The sequence below is a fragment of the Agrobacterium sp. B1(2019) genome, assembly GCF_008274755.1.
Taxonomy (GTDB): Bacteria; Pseudomonadota; Alphaproteobacteria; order Rhizobiales; family Rhizobiaceae; genus Agrobacterium; species Agrobacterium salinitolerans.
Map to the genome: position 1 here is coordinate 616610 of NZ_VTPB01000003.1, position 18676 is coordinate 635285.

17 protein-coding genes and 1 pseudogene are annotated in these 18676 nt (G+C 56.9%); 8 read left to right on the forward strand and 10 right to left on the reverse strand.

What is annotated here, in order from left to right:
- Positions 1-4: 4 nt before the first annotated feature.
- The 5 genes from AGR1_RS23145 to AGR1_RS23165 all read right to left on the reverse strand — a co-directional run bounded on the left by AGR1_RS23145 (position 5) and on the right by AGR1_RS23165 (position 5905).
- Positions 5-1081: an ATP-binding cassette domain-containing protein gene (locus tag AGR1_RS23145; RefSeq protein ID WP_149148358.1), complete on the reverse strand. Its 1077-nt coding sequence runs from the start codon at positions 1079-1081 to the stop codon at positions 5-7.
- A gap of 4 nt (positions 1082-1085) precedes the next feature.
- A complete protein-coding gene (locus AGR1_RS23150; protein WP_236760886.1) occupies positions 1086-1988 on the reverse strand; it encodes a carbohydrate ABC transporter permease in 903 nt (300 codons plus the stop codon).
- Positions 1981-2874, reverse strand: a complete 894-nt coding sequence (locus AGR1_RS23155) for a sugar ABC transporter permease (protein WP_246669704.1) — start codon at positions 2872-2874, stop codon at positions 1981-1983. The genes AGR1_RS23150 and AGR1_RS23155 overlap by 8 nt, the downstream gene beginning before the upstream one ends.
- 59 nt (positions 2875-2933) lie before the next feature.
- The gene (locus tag AGR1_RS23160) at positions 2934-4166 is read right to left on the reverse strand and encodes an ABC transporter substrate-binding protein (RefSeq protein WP_149148524.1); all 1233 of its coding nucleotides are present in this window, start codon (positions 4164-4166) and stop codon (positions 2934-2936) included.
- 368 nt (positions 4167-4534) lie between these two features.
- The gene (locus AGR1_RS23165; RefSeq protein WP_149148359.1) at positions 4535-5905 is read right to left on the reverse strand and encodes a PLP-dependent aminotransferase family protein; all 1371 of its coding nucleotides are present in this window, start codon (positions 5903-5905) and stop codon (positions 4535-4537) included.
- Between the two features lie 270 nt (positions 5906-6175).
- On the opposite strand from AGR1_RS23165, the gene AGR1_RS23170 reads away from it, so the two are divergent.
- The 8 genes from AGR1_RS23170 to AGR1_RS23205 are packed head-to-tail and all read left to right on the forward strand — an operon-like array spanning position 6176 to position 12712.
- Positions 6176-6658: an MSMEG_0572/Sll0783 family nitrogen starvation response protein gene (locus tag AGR1_RS23170; RefSeq protein WP_080794113.1), complete on the forward strand. Its 483-nt coding sequence runs from the start codon at positions 6176-6178 to the stop codon at positions 6656-6658.
- Between the two features lie 47 nt (positions 6659-6705).
- A complete protein-coding gene (locus AGR1_RS23175) occupies positions 6706-7713 on the forward strand; it encodes a Nit6803 family nitrilase (protein ID WP_210248747.1) in 1008 nt (335 codons plus the stop codon).
- On the forward strand, positions 7706-8827 hold the full coding sequence (locus tag AGR1_RS23180) for an MSMEG_0568 family radical SAM protein (protein WP_149148361.1): 1122 nt from the start codon (positions 7706-7708) through the stop codon (positions 8825-8827). The genes AGR1_RS23175 and AGR1_RS23180 overlap by 8 nt, the downstream gene beginning before the upstream one ends.
- A complete protein-coding gene (locus tag AGR1_RS23185; RefSeq protein WP_149148362.1) occupies positions 8824-9366 on the forward strand; it encodes an MSMEG_0567/Sll0786 family nitrogen starvation N-acetyltransferase in 543 nt (180 codons plus the stop codon). Before AGR1_RS23180 ends, AGR1_RS23185 begins: the two co-directional genes overlap by 4 nt.
- Positions 9366-10334: a sll0787 family AIR synthase-like protein gene (locus AGR1_RS23190; RefSeq protein ID WP_348640596.1), complete on the forward strand. Its 969-nt coding sequence runs from the start codon at positions 9366-9368 to the stop codon at positions 10332-10334. The genes AGR1_RS23185 and AGR1_RS23190 overlap by 1 nt, the downstream gene beginning before the upstream one ends.
- The gene (locus AGR1_RS23195) at positions 10327-10605 is read left to right on the forward strand and encodes an MSMEG_0570 family nitrogen starvation response protein (RefSeq protein ID WP_149148364.1); all 279 of its coding nucleotides are present in this window, start codon (positions 10327-10329) and stop codon (positions 10603-10605) included. Before AGR1_RS23190 ends, AGR1_RS23195 begins: the two co-directional genes overlap by 8 nt.
- A gap of 11 nt (positions 10606-10616) precedes the next feature.
- Positions 10617-11873: an MSMEG_0569 family flavin-dependent oxidoreductase gene (locus tag AGR1_RS23200; protein WP_149148365.1), complete on the forward strand. Its 1257-nt coding sequence runs from the start codon at positions 10617-10619 to the stop codon at positions 11871-11873.
- The gene (locus AGR1_RS23205; RefSeq protein ID WP_246669705.1) at positions 11870-12712 is read left to right on the forward strand and encodes a Pnap_2097 family protein; all 843 of its coding nucleotides are present in this window, start codon (positions 11870-11872) and stop codon (positions 12710-12712) included. Before AGR1_RS23200 ends, AGR1_RS23205 begins: the two co-directional genes overlap by 4 nt.
- Here the strand turns inward: AGR1_RS23205 and AGR1_RS23210 are convergent.
- The 5 genes and pseudogenes from AGR1_RS23210 to AGR1_RS23230 form a co-directional block, all read right to left on the reverse strand.
- Positions 12709-12987, reverse strand: a complete 279-nt coding sequence (locus tag AGR1_RS23210; protein ID WP_149148366.1) for a hypothetical protein — start codon at positions 12985-12987, stop codon at positions 12709-12711. The genes AGR1_RS23205 and AGR1_RS23210 overlap by 4 nt on opposite strands.
- 205 nt (positions 12988-13192) lie before the next feature.
- Positions 13193-14317 (reverse strand): annotated as a pseudogene (locus AGR1_RS23215) (adenylate/guanylate cyclase domain-containing protein); the annotation flags it as partial.
- A gap of 4 nt (positions 14318-14321) precedes the next feature.
- Positions 14322-15215, reverse strand: coding sequence for a transcriptional regulator GcvA (gene gcvA, locus AGR1_RS23220; protein ID WP_149148368.1), 894 nt, complete (start codon positions 15213-15215; stop codon positions 14322-14324).
- A gap of 110 nt (positions 15216-15325) precedes the next feature.
- On the reverse strand, positions 15326-16528 hold the full coding sequence (gene pcaF / locus AGR1_RS23225; protein ID WP_137411829.1) for a 3-oxoadipyl-CoA thiolase: 1203 nt from the start codon (positions 16526-16528) through the stop codon (positions 15326-15328).
- Between the two features lie 77 nt (positions 16529-16605).
- Positions 16606-18672: an acetate--CoA ligase family protein gene (locus AGR1_RS23230; protein ID WP_149148369.1), complete on the reverse strand. Its 2067-nt coding sequence runs from the start codon at positions 18670-18672 to the stop codon at positions 16606-16608.
- Between the last annotated feature and the right edge of the window lie 4 nt (positions 18673-18676).

An 18676-nucleotide genomic window follows, 5' to 3' on the forward strand; every position in this document is an offset into this window, starting at 1 on the left:
CCCATTACAGTCGTATTTCAGTCTCGAGATCGAAGAGAGAAGACCGTTGCAGGTTAAAACCGACCGGCACTGTCATCCCAGGGGAAACGTCGGCCTGTCCGTCCATGCGGAACCGCAATGTCTGGCCGGAGAATGAAGCCCAAACGAGCGTATCGGCTCCCATAGGCTCGACAAGTTCAATAACCGTGTCGAAGCAGACATCCGAACCCTCAGAGGCAACACCAACGTTGAAATGTTCGGGACGAACACCCAGCCAGGCACTTTTCGGCCGCAGATCACTACAGAAAGAATAACCATCGAGTGGAACGCGTAAATCGCCGAAATGCAGAGCGCTACCGTCAATCCCAACCTGGAAGAAATTCATCGACGGGGAGCCGATGAAATCCGCCACGTATTTGTTGGCGGGGGTATTGTAGATTTCCTGCGGGGTCGCAAGTTGCATTACGGAACCGCCCTTCATCACGGCGATACGGTCGGCAAGTGTCATTGCCTCCACCTGATCATGCGTGACGTAGATCATCGTATTGCCAAGCTTCTGGTGGAGACGTTTGATTTCCACCCGCAAGTCCGCACGCAGTTTGGCGTCAAGGTTCGACAGGGGCTCATCGAAGAGGAATACGTCAACGTCTCTGACAAGCGCACGACCGATCGCGACGCGCTGACGCTGGCCTCCTGAAAGCGCCGATGGTTTCCGCTCAAGCAGAGGTTCTATCTGCAGAACTGACGCTGCGTTTTTGATGCGCTCCGCAATGACGTCTTTCGCGACACCGGCGTTTTTCAAGCCAAAGGAAAGGTTTCCGGCAACGGTCATTTGCGGATAAAGCGCATATGACTGGAAAACCATGCCGATGCCCCGCTTGCTGGGTTCCTCCCAGGTCACGTTGCGGTCATTGATGAAGATTTGGCCATCGGTCGGTTCAATGAGGCCTGCGATACAATTGAGCAGGGTCGATTTTCCGCAACCAGATGAGCCAAGCAGGACAAGAAATTCCCCTTTGCCGATATCAAGATTGAGGTTCTTCAAAACCTCGACAGTGCCGTAGTTAAGCTTGAGTTCGCGAATTGAAATGCTCTGGTTCATGGCTTTATCCCTTGACTGCGCCTGCTGCTATCCCGCGAACGAACAGTTTTCCCGAGAGGAAGTAGATCGACAGAGGAACAAGACCTGTGAGGAGGGTCGCAGCCATATTGATGTTGTATTCCTTGACGCCCTGCACCGAGTTGACGATGTTATTCAACTGTACGGTCATTGGATAATTCTCAGGCCGGGTGAATATCACGCCGAAGAGAAAGTCATTCCAGATGCCGGTCACCTGGAGAATGACCGCGACCGTGAAAATGGGCAGCGCCATGGGCAGCATGATTTTCAGATAGATTCCCCAGAAACCGGCGCCATCAACGCGCGCGGCCTTAAAGAGCTCTTCAGGAATTGCACTGAAATAGTTCCGGAAGAGAAGCGTGAGGATCGGCATCCCGAAGACGGTGTGGACAAGCGTCAGGCCGGTGAGAGAGCCATAGAGACCAATTTCTCGAAGCAGGATCACGATCGGATAGATCATCACCTGATAGGGAATGAAGGCTCCGACGATCAGGATCGTAAAGAAGACATCCGCCCCCTTGATACGCCAGTTGGCCAGAGCGTAGCCGTTGATGGAGGCAATCAGGATCGAGAGGATCACCGAGGGGATGGTGATTTTAACGGAGTTGAGAAATCCCCTTGAAAGGCCTTCGCAGGTTAGGCCTGTACAGGTTGACGACCACGCCTCGACCCAAGGCTGAAACGTAATCTCGACAGGGGGAGCAAAGATGTTCCCAAGCCGGATTTCCGGCATTCCCTTCAAGGACGTGACGACCATCACATAAAGAGGAAGCAAATAATAAATGGCGAAGACAATCAGTGCACTATAAAGCAACACCTTGTCTCGCGAGATAAAACGCTGGGGACGAGGGCCACGAGGCTCCACGCGCGAAATTGGATAATCAGGCACGTTTTTTTCCTCCAAACTCGAGAATGGCCCAGGGAATGATCACGAAAGTGACGGCGACCAACATCATTGTGGAGGCCGCGAAGGCCTGTCCGAGATTTTGCGACTGGAAAAGATAGTCGAAGACGTATTTCGCGGGCACTTCCGACGAAAGGCCAGGACCTCCCCCGGTTTGGGCGATGATGAGGTCGTAGAGTTTAATGATGCCCGACGCGATAAGAACAAGCGCAGTGACGAAGACATTGCGCATCATCGGAAGAATAACAAAAAGATAGGTCTTCCAGGTGGGAATACCGTCCACCCGCGTTGCCTTCCATATATCCTCATCAATGCCGCGTAGTCCCGCAAGCATCAGGCACATCACCAGCCCGACACCGTGCCAGAGCGCTGCGGCGATGACGCCAAAGAGGACCAGTTTCGGGTCGTAAAGCGGATCGAAGGAGAAGCCGGTAAATCCAAGCCCCCGAACAAAGCTCTGGATGCCGAATTCCGGGTTGAGCAGCCATTGCCACACTAATCCAGTGACGATGAAGCTCAGCGCGTAGGGATATAGAAAGATCGCGCGAAACGTGTTTTCGAAACGTATTTTGCGATCCAGCATCGCCGCGAGCACGAAACCCAGCAACAGGGAAAGGACAAGCATCATCGCGCCATAGATGGCAAGGTTTTCGATTGATATTAGCCAGCGCCGCGAACCCCAGAGCCTTTCATACTGGCTCAGCCCCACCCATTCCGCATTGGGAAGAAGCCTGGAATTCGTAAATGAATAACCGATGGTCCACAGTGTGCAACCTAGATAAACGACCAGAGCCGTCACCACCATGGGAATTGAAGCGGCAAGTGCGCTCGCATTGCCGAGCCGCCATCGTCTGAAAGCAACCTTAGACATAAATTTTTCTCTGATTTGAGCGAAATTGGGCGTCGTGGAGCCCCCCGGCGACGTCCCCGTCAGTCGGCGTCCGCGATTATTGCGACGAACTCGCTTTGCGCCCGTTCCGCCGTAAAGCTGTCATCGCTGAAGAACTCCACGACAAGATCGGTGATGCGCCCCACGGAGTCTGGCGAGAGCAGGCTGTTGACGCTTCGGATAACCTGCCCCTTTGCCAGGATATCCAGCCCCTTTTTCATGCAGACACTGGCATCCTTGACCTCGATGTCGCTGCGCACCGGCAGCGCACCTTTGATCAGGTTAAATTTCACCTGGACGGAAGCGTCAACAATCGTGGACGCCAACGCCTCCTGCGCCGCCTCGATATCCTTGCTTTTTACTTTCGGGAAATAAAACGCATCGCCTGCTGTCGTAATGTAGGGATGAACGCCGAGCCCTGCGAGGCAATCATAATCCTTGCCGGCCGTCAGTCCGGCTTGCTCGAATTCGCCCTGAACCCAGTCACCCATGATCTGCCCGGCCGCCCTGCCATCAATGACCATCTGGGCCGCCGTGTTCCATTCCTGGACATTCGACTTTTTCGACAAGCGCCGCGCATCCGCAGCGGCTGCAAAAACCTTCGCAACTTCCGGACCTGCCGCAAGGTCGGTATTTTTGTCTCCGTAAACCTTTTCAAAGATTTCGGGGCCGCCAATCGAAACCATCAGCACATTGAAGAGGAGCTGGATCTGCCAGGGCTGTCGCCCCGCAGCCAGAGGAACGATACCCTTCTCTTCGAGAGCGGGTGCAGCGGCGACGAACTCGTTCCAGTTTTTCGGCACAGGCAGTCCAGCCGTCTCGAAAGCCTTGTGTCCGAGCCACAGCCACTGTTGGGAATGAATATTCGACGGGACGCAATAGACACGCCCCTCATAGGTGCAGTCTTCGAGCAAAGACTGCGGATGGATTTTGTCGAGCCAGCCTTCACGTTTTGCGAGATCGGTGACATCGCGCATGAGGCCGGCTTGAACCAGCTCCTTCATAGCCTTGCCATGCGTAAATTGCGTTGCACCCATCGGGTCTCCGCCGGTAATTCGACTGGTGATGAGCGGCCGCGCCACACCACCGGCCCCGGCAATGGCGCCATCCTTCCAGACATTGCCCGTGGCGTTGAATGCCTCCGCCAGTACTCGAACCGCCGCCGCTTCGCTACCGGACGTCCACCAATGCGTTACCTCAAGCTCGGTCGCGTTGGCAGCATTAACGGTATTCAGACCTAAAACGGCAACCGTCGCGTACAACCAATGTTTCACATGCACCTCCTCTGCATCGTCATAGCCAAATTTAAAACGATTAATACAGAGGTTTCCTCTCTCGTAACGGAGACTCTTGATTAGGCTCAGGCCAACCTTAAATTGGGCATGCCTCCACGGGATGGAATCGCAGGAGCGTTGCCGGCCCAACAGATGGCCGACCAGAGAGCAAAATATGCGCGCGATAGTAGACTCTGATCGCGCCGAGGCCGGCTTTTGCTTTCAAAGCCGATGTGCTGTGTTATGACCGTCTCGTCAAGAGACACAGCCTCCAAAGCCAAAGTCAAGCAGCATTCCACTATACCGGGCACGCAATTTTGCCGAGCCAGCCTTTTTTCCAGAATACCCAGAAAGTGAAAGTTTCGAAGTTAACCCATCCAACCAATATCCGAGAGTGTATTGGCCATAAACAGGAGACCGGCCTGCAACTCCTCACGCTTCACCGTACCGCCAAGGCAAACCCGGACGTGTTCATCGGGAGTGCCGAGGACGGTAAATGCGTCCGATGGCATCAGTCCGACGTGGCGCCCCGCCATGCGTCCCATCAACTCGGCCCGACTGGCGCCGGTTGGCAGCTTTAGCCAAATGTTGAAGGCTTCAGGTTCCCCCAGAAATTCATATCCTTTGAGCGTCTCGGCAGCAATCTTCTGACGCACCGCGCTTTCTGTCCTGACAAACCGGCGAATGGCGTCCGCAGTCCCATCTTCGATCCACCGAGTTGCAAGAGCCATACAAAGCGGAGACGGCATGACCGCGCTGGCTCGAATCGCTTGCGCCAATGAGTAGGCAGCCTTGGCGCTCGGCGCAACCGTATAGGCGAGACGAAGGCCTGCACCCAGACATTTGGCAAGCCCCCCGATATGCCAAGTCAAGTTGGGCGCCATGGTCGCAAACGGAGCTGGCGCCGACGCGGGAATAAAGCCATATGCGTCATCTTCGATCAGTGGAAGCCGATGACGGATCAGCACTTCGGCAATCTCCATGCGCCGTGTTTGAGGTATTGTTATTGTTGTCGGGTTCTGGACAGTGGGATTCAGGTAAAGCGCTTTCGGCTGATGCAGGTGAATGGCGGCATCCAGTTTGTCCGGAAGAATGCCCGCACCATCCATCGGCAAGCCAACCAGTTGCAGCCCCATACGCGCCGCAATTGCCCGCAAACCGGGATAGGTAATCGCTTCACACAGGATAACGTCGCCCTGACGCGTCATTGTCGACAATATTGCCGTCATCGTCGCATGCGCTCCAGGGGTGATCGAGATGCGCTCGAGGCTTGGAACCATTCCTCTCTTGGAGAGCCACGACGAGGCCGCGGCTTTATCCTGATTGCTGCCGGTCGTTGATTGATATCGAAGCAACGGTATGAGATTTGCCGACACCGTGCGAAGGCCGTCCTGCATGCGGGCAATCAACTCGGCGTCCTGCGGCTCCGGCGGCATGTTCATGGAGAGATCTTCATCCCGGGCACGATGAGGATTTGCTTCATGACGTGAGTGAGCAGGAGCGCAAGCAAACGTACCGCGGCCGACGTGGCTCTCGACCAGCCGCCTTGCATGGGCTTCTGCGTAGGCACGGGTAACGGTCGTAAAGTCGATCCCCAGACGGTCGGCCAGTTTGCGCTGTGGCGGCAGCCTGTCTCCTGGCGCAAACTCACCGCTCTTCACCGCCGCTTCAATCGCATCCGCAATTTGCAGATATCTGGGCTTACCATCCGGTCTCAATACGGGGGGCCAACTTGCCATTACGCGTCTCATTTCTAGATAATTTTGTAATTGTTTCGCATTGTATGTAAGTCTGCCGCACATTTCAACCCATCCAACATCGCAACAAAAAATGACAATTATTTGGGCGATACGCGCCTATTTATTCGTCAAGACGGACAAGTTTGGTGCAATTTATCGATTGTTCTTTTGCTTTTTCGATTTTATTGTATGGGTATTGCACTTGTTATTGATTCATACAATTTTCGTCGTACGCTTTAGCATCCCAACCGCACAACAGGAGCGAGATTGATGCCTCAGGTAACGCACGAAGCCCATAAAGACGGCGACTTCTTCGTGGACTACGAAACGAAGGTTTTTGAGGATGTAAAAGCAGATCCGGGAGAGAAAGCGCTGGTGACCTTTCACACTGTCGCTTTCGAAGGATCCATCGGCCTTGTCAACATTCTGAATGCCATCCGCCTTCAGCGCAAGGGTTACGAAACATCCATCCTGCTTTATGGCCCCGGCGTCACACTCGGCATCCAAAGAGGTTTCCCGAAGCTTGGCGACGAAGCCTTCCCGGGCCACCTGAATTTCAACAAGAACCTGGAGCGTTTCATGAAGGAAGGCGGCAAGGTCTATGCATGTCGTTTTGCTCTTCAGGCGCTTTACGGCCATGGCGAGCCATCGCTGATCCCGGGTATCATTCCCGTCCTTCCCCAAGACGTTCTCGACTGCGTGTTGCTGCACAAGAAGGCCAACGCGCTGATCATCGACACCTGGACGGTCTAAGCGACCTGTGCGGCGCGGCCATTTCGCGCCGCGCCTTCAGCAAGATGATTGTAAAGGAGCCAGCCGTGTCCAAAATCGTTCGCGCCGCCGCTGTACAGATATCCCCCGACCTCACTTCGCGTGCAGGTACGATTGAACGGGTGCTTAACGCCATTGCCGAGGCTGCCGACAAAGGCGCTGAATTCATCGTCTTTCCAGAGACATTCGTTCCCTGGTATCCCTATTTCAGTTTTGTCATGCCACCCATGCTGCAGGGTCCCGAGCACCTTCGCCTCTATGAGGAAGCCGTTACGGTTCCTTCCATGGAGACTATGGCCGTTGCAGATGCCGCACGCAAACGCGGCGTCGTTGTCGTGCTGGGTGTGAACGAGCGCGATCACGGCTCCCTCTACAATACGCAACTCATCTTCGATGCGGACGGCAGTTTGAAACTGAAACGCCGCAAGATCACCCCAACCTATCACGAGCGCATGATCTGGGGTCAGGGCGACGGGTCCGGCTTGAAAGTCGTGGATACGGCTGTCGGGCGCGTGGGCGCTTTGGCCTGCTGGGAACATTACAATCCCCTCGCCCGATATTCGCTCATGGCCCAGCACGAAGAAATTCACGCAGCACATTTCCCGGGCTCATTGGTAGGACCGATCTTCGCAGAGCAGATCGAGGTGACAATGCGCCACCACGCCCTGGAATCGGGATGTTTCGTCGTGAATGCGACGGCATGGTTGAGCGAGGAACAGATCGCCTCGATCAATCCCGATCCCAAACTGCAAAAAGGACTTCGGGATGGTTGCATGACCTGCATCATAACCCCCGAGGGTCGCCACGTCGTGCCACCGTTGACTGCCTCGGAGGGCGTCCTCATCGCCGATCTCGATATGAAGCTGATCACAAAGCGCAAGCGGATGATGGACAGCGTCGGCCATTATGCGAGACCGGAACTTCTCCACCTCGTTCATGATGCCCGGCCCGCAAAGGCACTGGAAACACTTGAACCAAACCTACCGCTGCTCAACGCAGAGCAAACCCCCGTGAAACAGGAGCGTGAAGATGCGTGATAACGTCGACATGGTCATTCCTGAGCTCATCAACGACCTTCAAACAAAGGGGATGCGGCTCGTGGATCCACGCGCCGGACACGAGAGCCGTCGCGGCGGTGCCGGTCCCTCCGACCACAAGGCCGTAAGTTTTGGCGAGACGACTGTGATGATACCGGTCCATACCGCACCGGCTTTCGACAGCCCCTACCTTGTGGAAGCACCGGACGACAATGGACGTGCCCGCATCACCAGGCAGGGAATAGAAGTTGCCAAAGTCCGATTTCCGAACCGGCCGAAATTCTATGATCTGACGACCGAAGACGGTATCCCCTACAACAAGATCGCGGTTCTTCACTCTCGCGACGTCCTCGCCACCACGGTGTTGCAGACATGCATCCGGTATGAGAGCCGGAAGAAAACCTGTCAGTTCTGTTCAATCGGACAGAGTCTTGCAGCCGGGCGTACGATCGCGCACAAGACGCCTCAACAGTTGGCTGAAGTTGCCAAAGCCGCAGTTGAACTGGACGGCGTGAAGCACATGGTCATGACGACCGGCACGCCGCCAGGCCAAGATCGCGGTGCAGCGATCCTGGCAGAAAGCGCTCGTGCAGTAAAAGCAGCCGTCAATCTACCCATCCAGGTTCAGTGTGAACCGCCTGAAGACGACAATTGGCTTCAGCGAATGAAAGACGCTGGCGCCGATGCGCTCGGCATGCACCTCGAGGCAGTGACGCCTGACGTCCGCAATCGGATAATGCCAGGCAAGGCAACCGTACCGCTTGAAAAATATTTCTCGAGTTTTGAAGCAGCTGTCAAGGTTTTCGGGCGCGGGCAGGTTTCAACCTATATCCTCGCCGGTCTTGGCGATACACCCGAAGCAATCCTCGATGTCTCCGACCGTCTCGTACGGATGGGGGTGTATCCTTTTGTCGTTCCGTTCGTTCCGATTTCCGGCACCCCGCTGGAGAGCCACGCCGCGCCAAGCTCCGAGTTTATGGCGAGCATCCTGAAACCTCTGTCCAATATCATTTTGGATGGCGGGCTCAGGGCAACCGACATCAAGGCAGGTTGTGGCAAATGCGGCGCCTGTTCGGCCCTTTCAACCTACGAGAAGTTGAGGGTACCAGCATGAGCGGCGTGAGCCATTCGTCCTTTGTAAGCCCGGAGTTTATTATTCGTGCCGCGACCGAAAACTGGGAGCTCCAGGGCGTCGCGCGGCTTCGTCACGCGGTGTTCGTTGACGAACAACGGATTTTCAAACTGCATGACCGTGACGAGGTCGATGATGTGGCGATCCCTCTTGCAGCGATTACGACGATGGCGGCAGAACCTGCCGAAGTCGTGGGCACGGTCCGCATCCATCAACCCTCCCCCGGAATCTGGTGGGGCTCGAGGCTCGCTGTCGACTGTAATTATCGACGGGTAGGCAAGCTCGGCGCCGAGTTGATCCGCCTGGCGGTCTGCTCCGCGAACGGCATGGGGTGCGTCCAGTTCAACGCTCACGTTCAACAGCAGAACGTTCCACTGTTCCGTCGCCTTCATTGGGATTGTGTTGGCCCGGTCGATCTTCACGGCGTTCCTCACATGCATATGCGCGCGGCGCTGGATCATTATCCCGCTATTCTCAGCCCCGAGACCGGTTGGTGCGCAAGATCTCGGAGGGCGGGATGATGCTGGAAACCCTGGCAAAAGAGCTCGCCGCCCACCCTTCGATACTCGGAAAACTCGATATTGCCGCCTCCACCAAAGCTCTCGGGCTTTCCGCCTCGACCATCGGCAGGCCCGGCGATGACGCAGCCGCCATCAAACGTCCCGAAGGAGGCTGGGAACTGCTCGCGGGTGAAGGGTTCATGCCCCAATTCGTCAATGATGATCCGTGGTTCGCGGGTTGGTGCGGCGTAATGGTCAACCTGTCCGACATTGCAGCCATGGGGGGGCGCGCAACCGCACTTCTCAACGCCGTTTGGGCTCCGGATGTCGCGACCGCTGAACCTCTGCTCAAAGGCTTGAAGGATGCGGCAGTAGCTTACGGCATTCCTATCGTAGGAGGGCATACCAACCTGCGAAGTGCCGAGCTCAACCTTTCGGTTTCAGTCCTCGGGCATGCAGAACATTTGATTTCCAGCTTCACGGCAAAAGCCGGTGACGTTCTTGTCGCGGCGATAGATCATAGAGGACGCTATCGTCCACGCTTCGACAACTGGTGCGCTGCACTCGACGCGCCTCATTCCCGGCTTCGTGGCGATTATGAACTTCTGCCGCAATTGGCTGAATCAGGTCTGGCGAGATCGGGCAAGGATATCAGCCAGGGCGGGATCGCCGGCACGGCCTTGATGCTGGCGGAATGCTCACGATGCGGTTTCGATATTGACCTTGAGGCCATCCCTCGGCCTGACGGCGTCGAGATTGGTCGGTGGCTGCGAACATTCCCAAGCTTTGGATTTTTGCTTTCTGTCGATCCCGCGAAGGCAACCTCAGTCTGCGCAGCTTTTGCAGCACGCGACATAAGCGCGGTTGCGATAGGCCACGCCACCAATCACGCACAGATAAATTTCAAACATGAAGGTTCAAAGGCGACATTCTGGAATTACGGAATCTCACCTTACCTCTCGCTTTCCAAGGATGCTTCCCATGCCTGAAGTTCACTTCACGATCCGCTGGCCGGATGGAATGGAGGAGAAATGCTATTCTCCCTCGACTGCAATACAAAACCACCTCCAGGTCGGAGGAACCTATCCCGTCCCCGAATTTCTACAGCACGTGCGAGCTGGCTTAAACGAAGCTTCGGAACGTGTCGCCGCCAAGTATGGCTTCACCTGCTCGTCCGCGTTGGACCAACTGGCCAAGATTGAAGAAACCGCGACGCACCAGGCCGCTGAGGGCCAAGTCGCTTGCCTATCGTTCTCCTGAAGGAACAAGCCATGACTGATGGTCGAGAGTCGAATATCCCCGTAGTCATCATCGGGGGCGGACAGGCGGGCTTGTCCGTAAGCTGGTACCTCACCCGCCAAAGCATCGAGCATGTCGTGATCGAGCGTCACCGCAGATTTGAGAGCTGGCGGAATAACCGTTGGGACTCCTTCTGTCTCGTGACGCCGAACTGGCAGTGCCGCCTGCCGGGTTGGTCTTACAAGGGAAAGGATCCGGACGGCTTCATGCTAAAGGACGAGATCGTCGATTATCTCGACGGCTTTGCCGAAAGCTTTAACCCACCCCTGGTCGAAGGCGTGGATGTCACCAAGGTGGAACCCCGCCCCGAGGGCGGCTATCGTGTCGAGACGACTGCAGGCACATGGTTAGCCGATCAGGTCGTTGTCGCCACAGGTGGCTACGATCACCCTATCGTACCTCCATTTGCCAGAGATATCGATCCATCCATCGTGCAGATGCACTCGCGCGAGTACCGGAGACCTTCACAGCTGCCAGACGGCGCAACTCTCATCGTTGGCACGGGCCAATCCGGTGTGCAGATTATGGATGATTTTCATCTTGAAGGCCGGCCGGTACATTTGGCAGTCGGTCCTGCTCCACGCAGCCCGAGGAAATATCGCGGTCGCGACGCCACCGACTGGTTATACGATGCCGGCACTTACGCCGTGACCATCGATGAGCATCCGGACCCGGTAAAAGCTCTTACCCAAACCAATCACTATATGTCAGGGCGCGATGGCGGAAAGGAAATCGATCTTCGGAAATACGCGCTCGAAGGTGTCAAGCTCTACGGTTCGGCAGCAGACGGTAAGGGATTGACAATGAATTTCCTTCCTGACCTTGAGAAAAACCTTGATGACGCAGACCGGAGCTACATGGGAATTCGCCAGCAGATCGACAAATGGATCAGTTCCCAAGGAATAACCGCACCGGAAGAACCACCATTCGAGAAGGTGTGGAAACCGGAACGTGAAATCGAGGAAATAGACCTGTCAGCTGCCGGGATCTCGTCGATAATCTGGGCGATAGGTTTTCGCCCCGACTACTCCTGGCTTGAGGTGGACTGCCTTGATGAGCGAGGCAAGCCGAAATTCCATCGCGGGGTGACCAAATCGCCGGGGCTATATTTTATTGGCCTGGGTTGGCTCAATACCTGGGGTTCGGGACGATTTCTCGGCATTGACGAGGATAGCCAATATCTGGCCGAGCAAATTGTCGCACTTCAAAAGGCTAGGTTTGCGGCATGAGCGCCAGACCTTTGCTCGTCCAGCAAAAGACGCCCCTCACCGAGCGACATGTTCTCGGCATGGCGGAAATGGGGTATCGCGGGCTTTCCGAGCAGTGGCTCCTGCGACGTGCAGGTGATCTGCATTGGCGGCTCATCGCAAGAGCGATGGGGCAAACCGAGACCCTCTTCACATGCGCCAAGGGAGAGCCTCTCTACGCGGCCTTCCGTTCCACCAGCTTGCGTATGATCAGGCCGGAAGCACCTTATCTGGGGGGAAATCTTGAACTATCAGGAGAGCTCTACCGCTCGGCGCAAGGGCATCTGGCGTCGCGACAAACAATAACTCTGGACGGCGAGATTATCGGTGGACTGACGTTGGCGTCTACTTTCGTCGGTCGATCAGCAGACGGGAGCAATCGTACGATTGTCAGACGCAGCCCGAAAGCACTGGCCGTTCCACCAGATGCTCCAGTGCCGGTCCAGCGTATCGTCGACAGGGCAGCCGCTACCGCACGTCGGATGCTCCAAGACAGGCACGCATGGCTTGAGGTAAATAAAGGGTCTGAGGCAAGCAAGGGTGAAAAAATCTTGCCTTGCCCGGCCACGGACTTTAACGCCGCAGGCCTGCTCTACTTCCCCTCTTACAGCGCCCTCTCCGATCGTGCACTCTTTCAGGCGGGGGAAACACAAACAGATTTCATTGCTGCAAGAGAAGTTTCATATGTTGGGAATGTCGAGCCTGGCGAAATCGTAACAGTGACATTCAAGCGCACCGCGCGTGGATATGTTATCGGGATATTCGGTGTCGATGATCGTCCGCTGGCCGCAATGTGCATCCGAACGCGAGCGCAAAGTTAGCGATCCTCGCGGTGGGTTTGGGGAAAATGCATCCGGTCCATGACGTCGCCGTCGACTGGCGCGGCATGGAAAAAGAGTACGACCGGCGGCCCCGCCAAGACGCTGGCGTTCAGCCATTGACCTGCACCGAAAAGTGGCGCCGGCTCAGAATTACTGCCGTTGGGAAGAGGATGCATCTGATCAATCGGAGGATCAACATATGCAGCATCGATTTTATCGCGCGAGACCTCCATTGGCGGCTTTGCAATAGATGCGATCAGGGTTGTCACGGACAACAGTCAGATCCTCGTCGCTGCAAGGGGCTGCCCGGACTGCCGGTGCGCTCACAGCGTGCGGGCCACTCTTCGATCGCCTGAACACTCAGACCTTTGGAGGACGCACAATTTGCTTGCCAGTTGATTGCGCTTTTGCCGGCCTGTCGGTCGTGTTGCGCACTTTCCTTTCCTCTGGCCTCTGTCCGCCGGGCAGAGCAAGATTACCGAGCGTATAGAGCTCGACCGGCTCGTCAAATCCCCTTAGATCGTAGCGACCGATGGTCGTCGTCCCGCTCGAATTGAGAAGCTTTACAAATCGCTCCGACATCAACAGCGAACGGCCTGTCTCGCTACAAATGGCCTGAACTCGGCTCACAAGATTGACGTCCGGCCCGATCACGGTGAAATCGAGCCGAAGGCCCGAGCCGATGTTGCCGTAGCTTACTTCTCCGTAGTGTAGTGCGATACCGGCCTGGAGTTTCGCATCGGGCGCTGTAAACCGGCCCAGACTCTCCAGCGCATCCTGAGCGCCTTGCAGTGCAGCAGAGCAGGCCGCGGCGGCCTCGTTGCAATGAAAAAAAGCAAGGACAGCGTCACCCATGAATTTGATCACCTCGCCGCCCGCATGAGTAATCGCCGGTACGACATGATCGAAATAAGCGTTGAGCAGTTCGAGCACGCGCGCGTTGGTCACTCTGTTCGACAGCTGCGTGAATCCGCGCAGATCACAAAGCATCAAAGCGGCTTCGAGTGTTTCAAGTTGGCCGCGGCGGATGTCGCCGGCCAGGATTCGTTGTGCTGTTGTCGGGCCTACATAGGTATCGAGGAGCGTCAACTCGACTCTCCTGAGAGTGCGCAGTTCGCAAGCATTGCGCAGCGCCGGGACGATACGGTTTAATGCCGCACGCTCGGAAGCGGCGAACCCGCTTGGCCGGGTCGTTGAGAAAGACGCCGCGCTGACCAACCCGTCGGCATTGCACAAAGGGAAAATGACGAACTCGACGAGCCCGCGCCCCTCGAAAAGGTCAGTATGGATCCAGGCAGGGTCGCTCGAGCCGTCAAGCCGCACGATCAGCGGCTCGCGCGTCTCCATAACACGTCGGATCGGGTTGTCAGCCAGTGCCTTAGATATTTCGATGCCATACTCTCTGTCCCGCGCCTCCGCCGTCTCGTTGGGCGCCCAGGCTGCAGTCCGTCCGAGAATTTCGGGGTGAAGTGTCCGAAGATGGAGTGTCAGCCGGTCGAGAGGCAAGCCTGCTGACGTGAGACGCTGTCCCAAGCCTGCGGCCAGACCGGCGTCGTCGGCTTCGTGGCATTCGTCTCCTGTTAGCCATTCAATGATCTCGATCATCGCTTTAGGAACCGTCCTCCGCGTTGATCTGCTCCCGCATCCAAACCAGGAACTTCTGGAGCGGCAGAGACGGCGAAACGTTCTTGGGCCAGGTTAGAAAATATCCTTCGCCGCTATAGCAGGTCATGTCGAAAGGGGCGACGAAGCTGCCCGCCTGGAGGTGGCGGGTGACGAAGACTTTCGTCGCGATGGCGACGCCAATATCCAGCGACGCAGCTTCATAGGCAAGGGCGGAGCTTTCAAAGCGGATGCCGGGCTCGGGGTCGACTGCCGCCCCCACACGCTTGAGCCATGCATGCCAGTCGGTAGGGCGCGCCATGGAGTGGAGAAGCCTGACACGGCTGAGGTCGGTAGGGTCCTTGAGTTTATGCGCCGCCTGAAATGCCGGCGAACAGATCGGGATGAGCTCGACGTCGACGAGCTTTTCGCAATGGAGATCAGGCCAGTTTCCTTTCCCCGCACGAATGGCGGCATCCAGATTCTGGGTTTCGAAATCCACCGGCGCGATGGAAGAACTCAAACGCACCTCGATGCGGGGGAAGGCGTCATGGAACTCTGTCAGGCGCGGGATGAGCCAGCGCTGAGAGAATGTTGTGTAGGACTGGATCGCCAGAATGTCTCGCCTGCCCCGCCGCGACACGCGCTTGGCGGCGTTACCTATCTCGAGGAAGGCGCGGGTGACACCGTCGTAGAGCTGCTGTCCTTCATCGGTCAACTCGATCCCGCGATGCAGCCGCTTGAACAGGACGACGCCAAGGTAATCCTCCAGAACCTTGACCTGCCGGCTGACAGCAACCTGCGACACGTTCAACTCTTGCGCCGCATGGGTCAGGCTGGACAGGCGCGCTGCCGCTTCGAAGGTCCGCAGCGGGTTGAGGGGCGGGATTGAATTGCTCATGATTCATTCATAACGCATTGGATGCTGGGCGCAAATCCGCCGTCAGCGAACTGGCGGAGCTGGCCGCCGAGGCAGATTTTATAGTGGTTCACCATCATCGGTATCGCGCCTTATACTCGCTCCATCGCGACCGCTATCCCTTGGCCAACCCCGATGCACATCGTGGCTGCTGCATATTGGCCTCTCGTCTTTGCAAGTTCAAGCGCGGCCGTTCCGGTGATACGGACGCCTGACATGCCGAGTGGATGACCGAGCGCAATGGCTCCGCCATTTGGGTTTACCCGCGGATCATCGTCCGCGATGTCAAGCTCGCGCAGGCAGGCGAGACCTTGACTGGCGAAAGCTTCGTTCAGTTCGATGACATCGAAAGCGCTCTGTTGCAGATCGAGGCGCATCATCAGTTTCCTGAGAGCAGGTACCGGGCCCATGCCCATGATGCGAGGCGCAACACCAGCAGCGGCGCCTCCGAGTATTCGCACGATCGGCGTCAGGCCGTGACGCTTTATGGCATCATCGCTGGCGAGGATCACAGCTGCTGCTCCGTCGTTGACGCCGCTGGCATTTCCCGCCGTAACGCTGCCGCCGTCCCGAAATGGCGTTTTCAGCGCCGCAAGGGCATCAAGTGTCGTCGAGCGGGGATGTTCATCCTGAGTAAATTCAACAGTCGGGCCTCTCCGCTGGCGTATCTCGACAGGGATAATTTCCTGTCCCAGGCGGCCATTGGCTTGGGCTGCGAGCGCCTTTGTCTGTGAGCGACAGGCGAATCTATCCTGGTCCTGCCTTGAGATACCGAACTCCTCAGCCACATTTTCAGCCGTTTCCGGCATCGAATCCACGCCATACTGCGCTTTCATAAGCGGATTGATCAATCGCCAGCCGATGGTCGTGTCTTCGATCGTGGCGGAGCGGCTGTAAGCGGACTCCGCCTTCGGTACGACAAACGGCGCGCGGCTCATGCTTTCAACGCCGCCCGCGATGACGAGGTTCGCCTCTCCCGACCTGATGGCACGCGCGCCTGCAATGATCGCATCCATGCCGGAACCGCACAGCCTGTTGATTGTCGTTCCTGGGACGCTTATCGGCAACCCTGCCAGAAGCAAGGACATGCGGGCAACGTTGCGATTGTCTTCGCCGGCCTGATTGGCGCAGCCGAATACGACCTCATCGATGGCCTCAAAGTCAAGGTCAGGATGACGCCCAATCAGAGCCTTCAGCACAACGGCGCCGAGATCGTCCGGACGCATGGACGCAAGTGTTCCGCCGAACCGGCCAATGGGCGTACGGATAAAGTCACAGAGGTAGACATCGGACATAGCTGCAAACCACAAAAATCGACGTGAGAGAATAAGTTCGGAAAGGCCCGGCCAAACTGGCCGGGCGAATGGTGTTGTTATCGAAGAACGGCCAACGCATCGCCGGCGCGCACACCACTACCCTTTTCGAGCACGAAGACCGGATTGATTTCCGCCTCCGCCAGGCGGCCGTCCAGGGCAAGTACCATGTCGGCAAAGGACAAGACGGCGTCAATCAGGGCTTCGGTGTCGGCAATCGGACGCCCGCGAAATCCATCAAGGAGAGCGGCGCATTTCAGCTCACCAATCATAGCCCTGACCTCATCGCGCGTTACGGGCAGCAGTCGCATCGCAACGTCTTGATAAAGTTCGGTCTGCACACCACCGGCGCCCAAGAGAATTCCAGGCCCGAGTTGAGGATCCTGATTATAGCCGAGGATGAACTCAACGCCTCCTTTGACACGTTCCTGGATCAAAAACCCGTCAATCCGTGCTGTCGTTGCGCGCCCTACCCTCACCAGCATCGCCTCGCAGGCGGCCTCAACCTCTTCTGGAGGGACCCCTACGACGACGCCACCAACCTCGGATTTATGCAAAATTTCGTCCGAAAGGATCTTGATCACTACCGGAGCGCCGAAGTCCTTTGCCTTGGTTGCGGCCTCGACCGGCGTCGAAGCTGTCACCTCACGCGTGATCGGGAAGCCGAAGCGCGCACACAGTCGCTTCGCGTCAGCCTCGTTCAATGCGCCGGGGATCAAATCGGAAATATCGATATTTTGTGTCTTCCTTTCGGACGAAGCCGGGACAGGAGGGCCTTGAACAAGTGCCTTCAAAGCCGCAGCACAGCTTTCGGGAGCTGCATAGGCGGGAATGCCGCTTGCATTCAGATGTTGGACGATTCCCGGTGCATCGGGGCTCACATAGGCCATGACCGGCTTGCGGCTAAGGTTCATGGAGTCCAAAAGAGGCCGGGCCACAACGTCCGGCTGGCCGATCGACGAAGAACCGACAACAACCACGATGGCGTCATAGCTGGGGCTCTCGGCAAGTATTTTCAGGATGGCCCTGAACAGGTCGGGCCGTAGGCCCGCGAGCGTAACATCAATGGGGTTGCGGTCGAGGACTGCCTCCTTGAGATCGAGTTCGAGCAGTTTCTGCGCCGTCTCAGCGTCCGGTTTTGGCATTTCGAGGCCGGCCAGACCAACATTATCAGCCACGATTGTCGCCGCCCCGCCCGTCGAGGTGACAATAGCTATCCTTCGACCCGCAAGAACACGGCCCTGTGCCAGGGCGATCGGAATATCGAGAAGATCTGCAAAGGTCTGCGCCCGGATGATACCGAGTTGTGCGAACAGCGCATCATAGACACGATCCGAGCCCGCCAAGGCGCCTGTATGCGAAACCGCCGATTGCGCCCCCGTTTCCGATCGGCCGACCTTGTAGGCCACGATGGACTTACCTGCCGCCGTCACCCTGGCCGCCGCCCGGCGGAATTTTTCAACGTTGCGGATAGTTTCGAGATAGAGCGCGATGACGGTTGTAGCCGGATCGTCCGCCATTGCCTCGAGCAGGTCCGCAACCTCCAGATCCGCTTCATTTCCTGTCGCAACGAGCTTGGAGAAGCCGATACCGCGAGCGACCCCGCGAGACAGCAGTGAACCGAGAATACCACCGCTCTGCGACAGGACAGCAATCGTCCCGCTGCGAAAGTCGGTCATGTCCATCGCACCGCTCGCAGTCAACATGATTCTGTCGCTGAGGTTGACTAGGCCGATTGTATTGGGTCCAAGGATACGCATCGAGCCGGCAGCTTCGCGCAGCTCCGCCTGAAGCCGCTGACCCTCTTCTCCGGCTTCACCGAAACCGCTTGCGAGAACGACGGCCGCCTTGGTTCCTGCTGCGGCAAGGTCGCGAACGGAGTCGATGACCCGGTTTGCGCCGACGAGGATGAGGCCGACATCCGGCGCCTCGGGAAGGCTTTTTGCATCGGGATAGCATTTAAGATCGCCGATCATTTCTGCACGCGGGTTGATCGGGTATATCTTCCCCTTGTAGCCGTGTTGCTGCAGATAGGAGATCGGCCGCCCCGTCAGTTTTGTCGGATCGGAGGATGCGCCAACGACCACGACACTTTCAGGGTTGAGCAATGCCTGAATGAACGTCATCTTA

What these genes read in the sequence shown, in the direction of transcription:
- AGR1_RS23165 (WP_149148359.1), bottom strand. Translation starts at nt 5,905, where the DNA reads ATGGCAAGTTGGCCCCCCGTATTGAGACCGGATGGTAAGCCCAGATAT.
- AGR1_RS23155 (WP_246669704.1), bottom strand. Translation starts at nt 2,874, where the DNA reads ATGTCTAAGGTTGCTTTCAGACGATGGCGGCTCGGCAATGCGAGCGCA.
- AGR1_RS23170 (WP_080794113.1), top strand. Translation starts at nt 6,176, where the DNA reads ATGCCTCAGGTAACGCACGAAGCCCATAAAGACGGCGACTTCTTCGTG.
- AGR1_RS23200 (WP_149148365.1), top strand. Translation starts at nt 10,617, where the DNA reads ATGACTGATGGTCGAGAGTCGAATATCCCCGTAGTCATCATCGGGGGC.
- AGR1_RS23195 (WP_149148364.1), top strand. Translation starts at nt 10,327, where the DNA reads ATGCCTGAAGTTCACTTCACGATCCGCTGGCCGGATGGAATGGAGGAG.
- AGR1_RS23145 (WP_149148358.1), bottom strand. Translation starts at nt 1,081, where the DNA reads ATGAACCAGAGCATTTCAATTCGCGAACTCAAGCTTAACTACGGCACT.
- AGR1_RS23230 (WP_149148369.1), bottom strand. Translation starts at nt 18,672, where the DNA reads ATGACGTTCATTCAGGCATTGCTCAACCCTGAAAGTGTCGTGGTCGTT.
- gcvA (WP_149148368.1), bottom strand. Translation starts at nt 15,215, where the DNA reads ATGAGCAATTCAATCCCGCCCCTCAACCCGCTGCGGACCTTCGAAGCG.
- AGR1_RS23190 (WP_348640596.1), top strand. Translation starts at nt 9,366, where the DNA reads ATGCTGGAAACCCTGGCAAAAGAGCTCGCCGCCCACCCTTCGATACTC.
- AGR1_RS23180 (WP_149148361.1), top strand. Translation starts at nt 7,706, where the DNA reads ATGCGTGATAACGTCGACATGGTCATTCCTGAGCTCATCAACGACCTT.
- AGR1_RS23205 (WP_246669705.1), top strand. Translation starts at nt 11,870, where the DNA reads ATGAGCGCCAGACCTTTGCTCGTCCAGCAAAAGACGCCCCTCACCGAG.
- AGR1_RS23185 (WP_149148362.1), top strand. Translation starts at nt 8,824, where the DNA reads ATGAGCGGCGTGAGCCATTCGTCCTTTGTAAGCCCGGAGTTTATTATT.
- pcaF (WP_137411829.1), bottom strand. Translation starts at nt 16,528, where the DNA reads ATGTCCGATGTCTACCTCTGTGACTTTATCCGTACGCCCATTGGCCGG.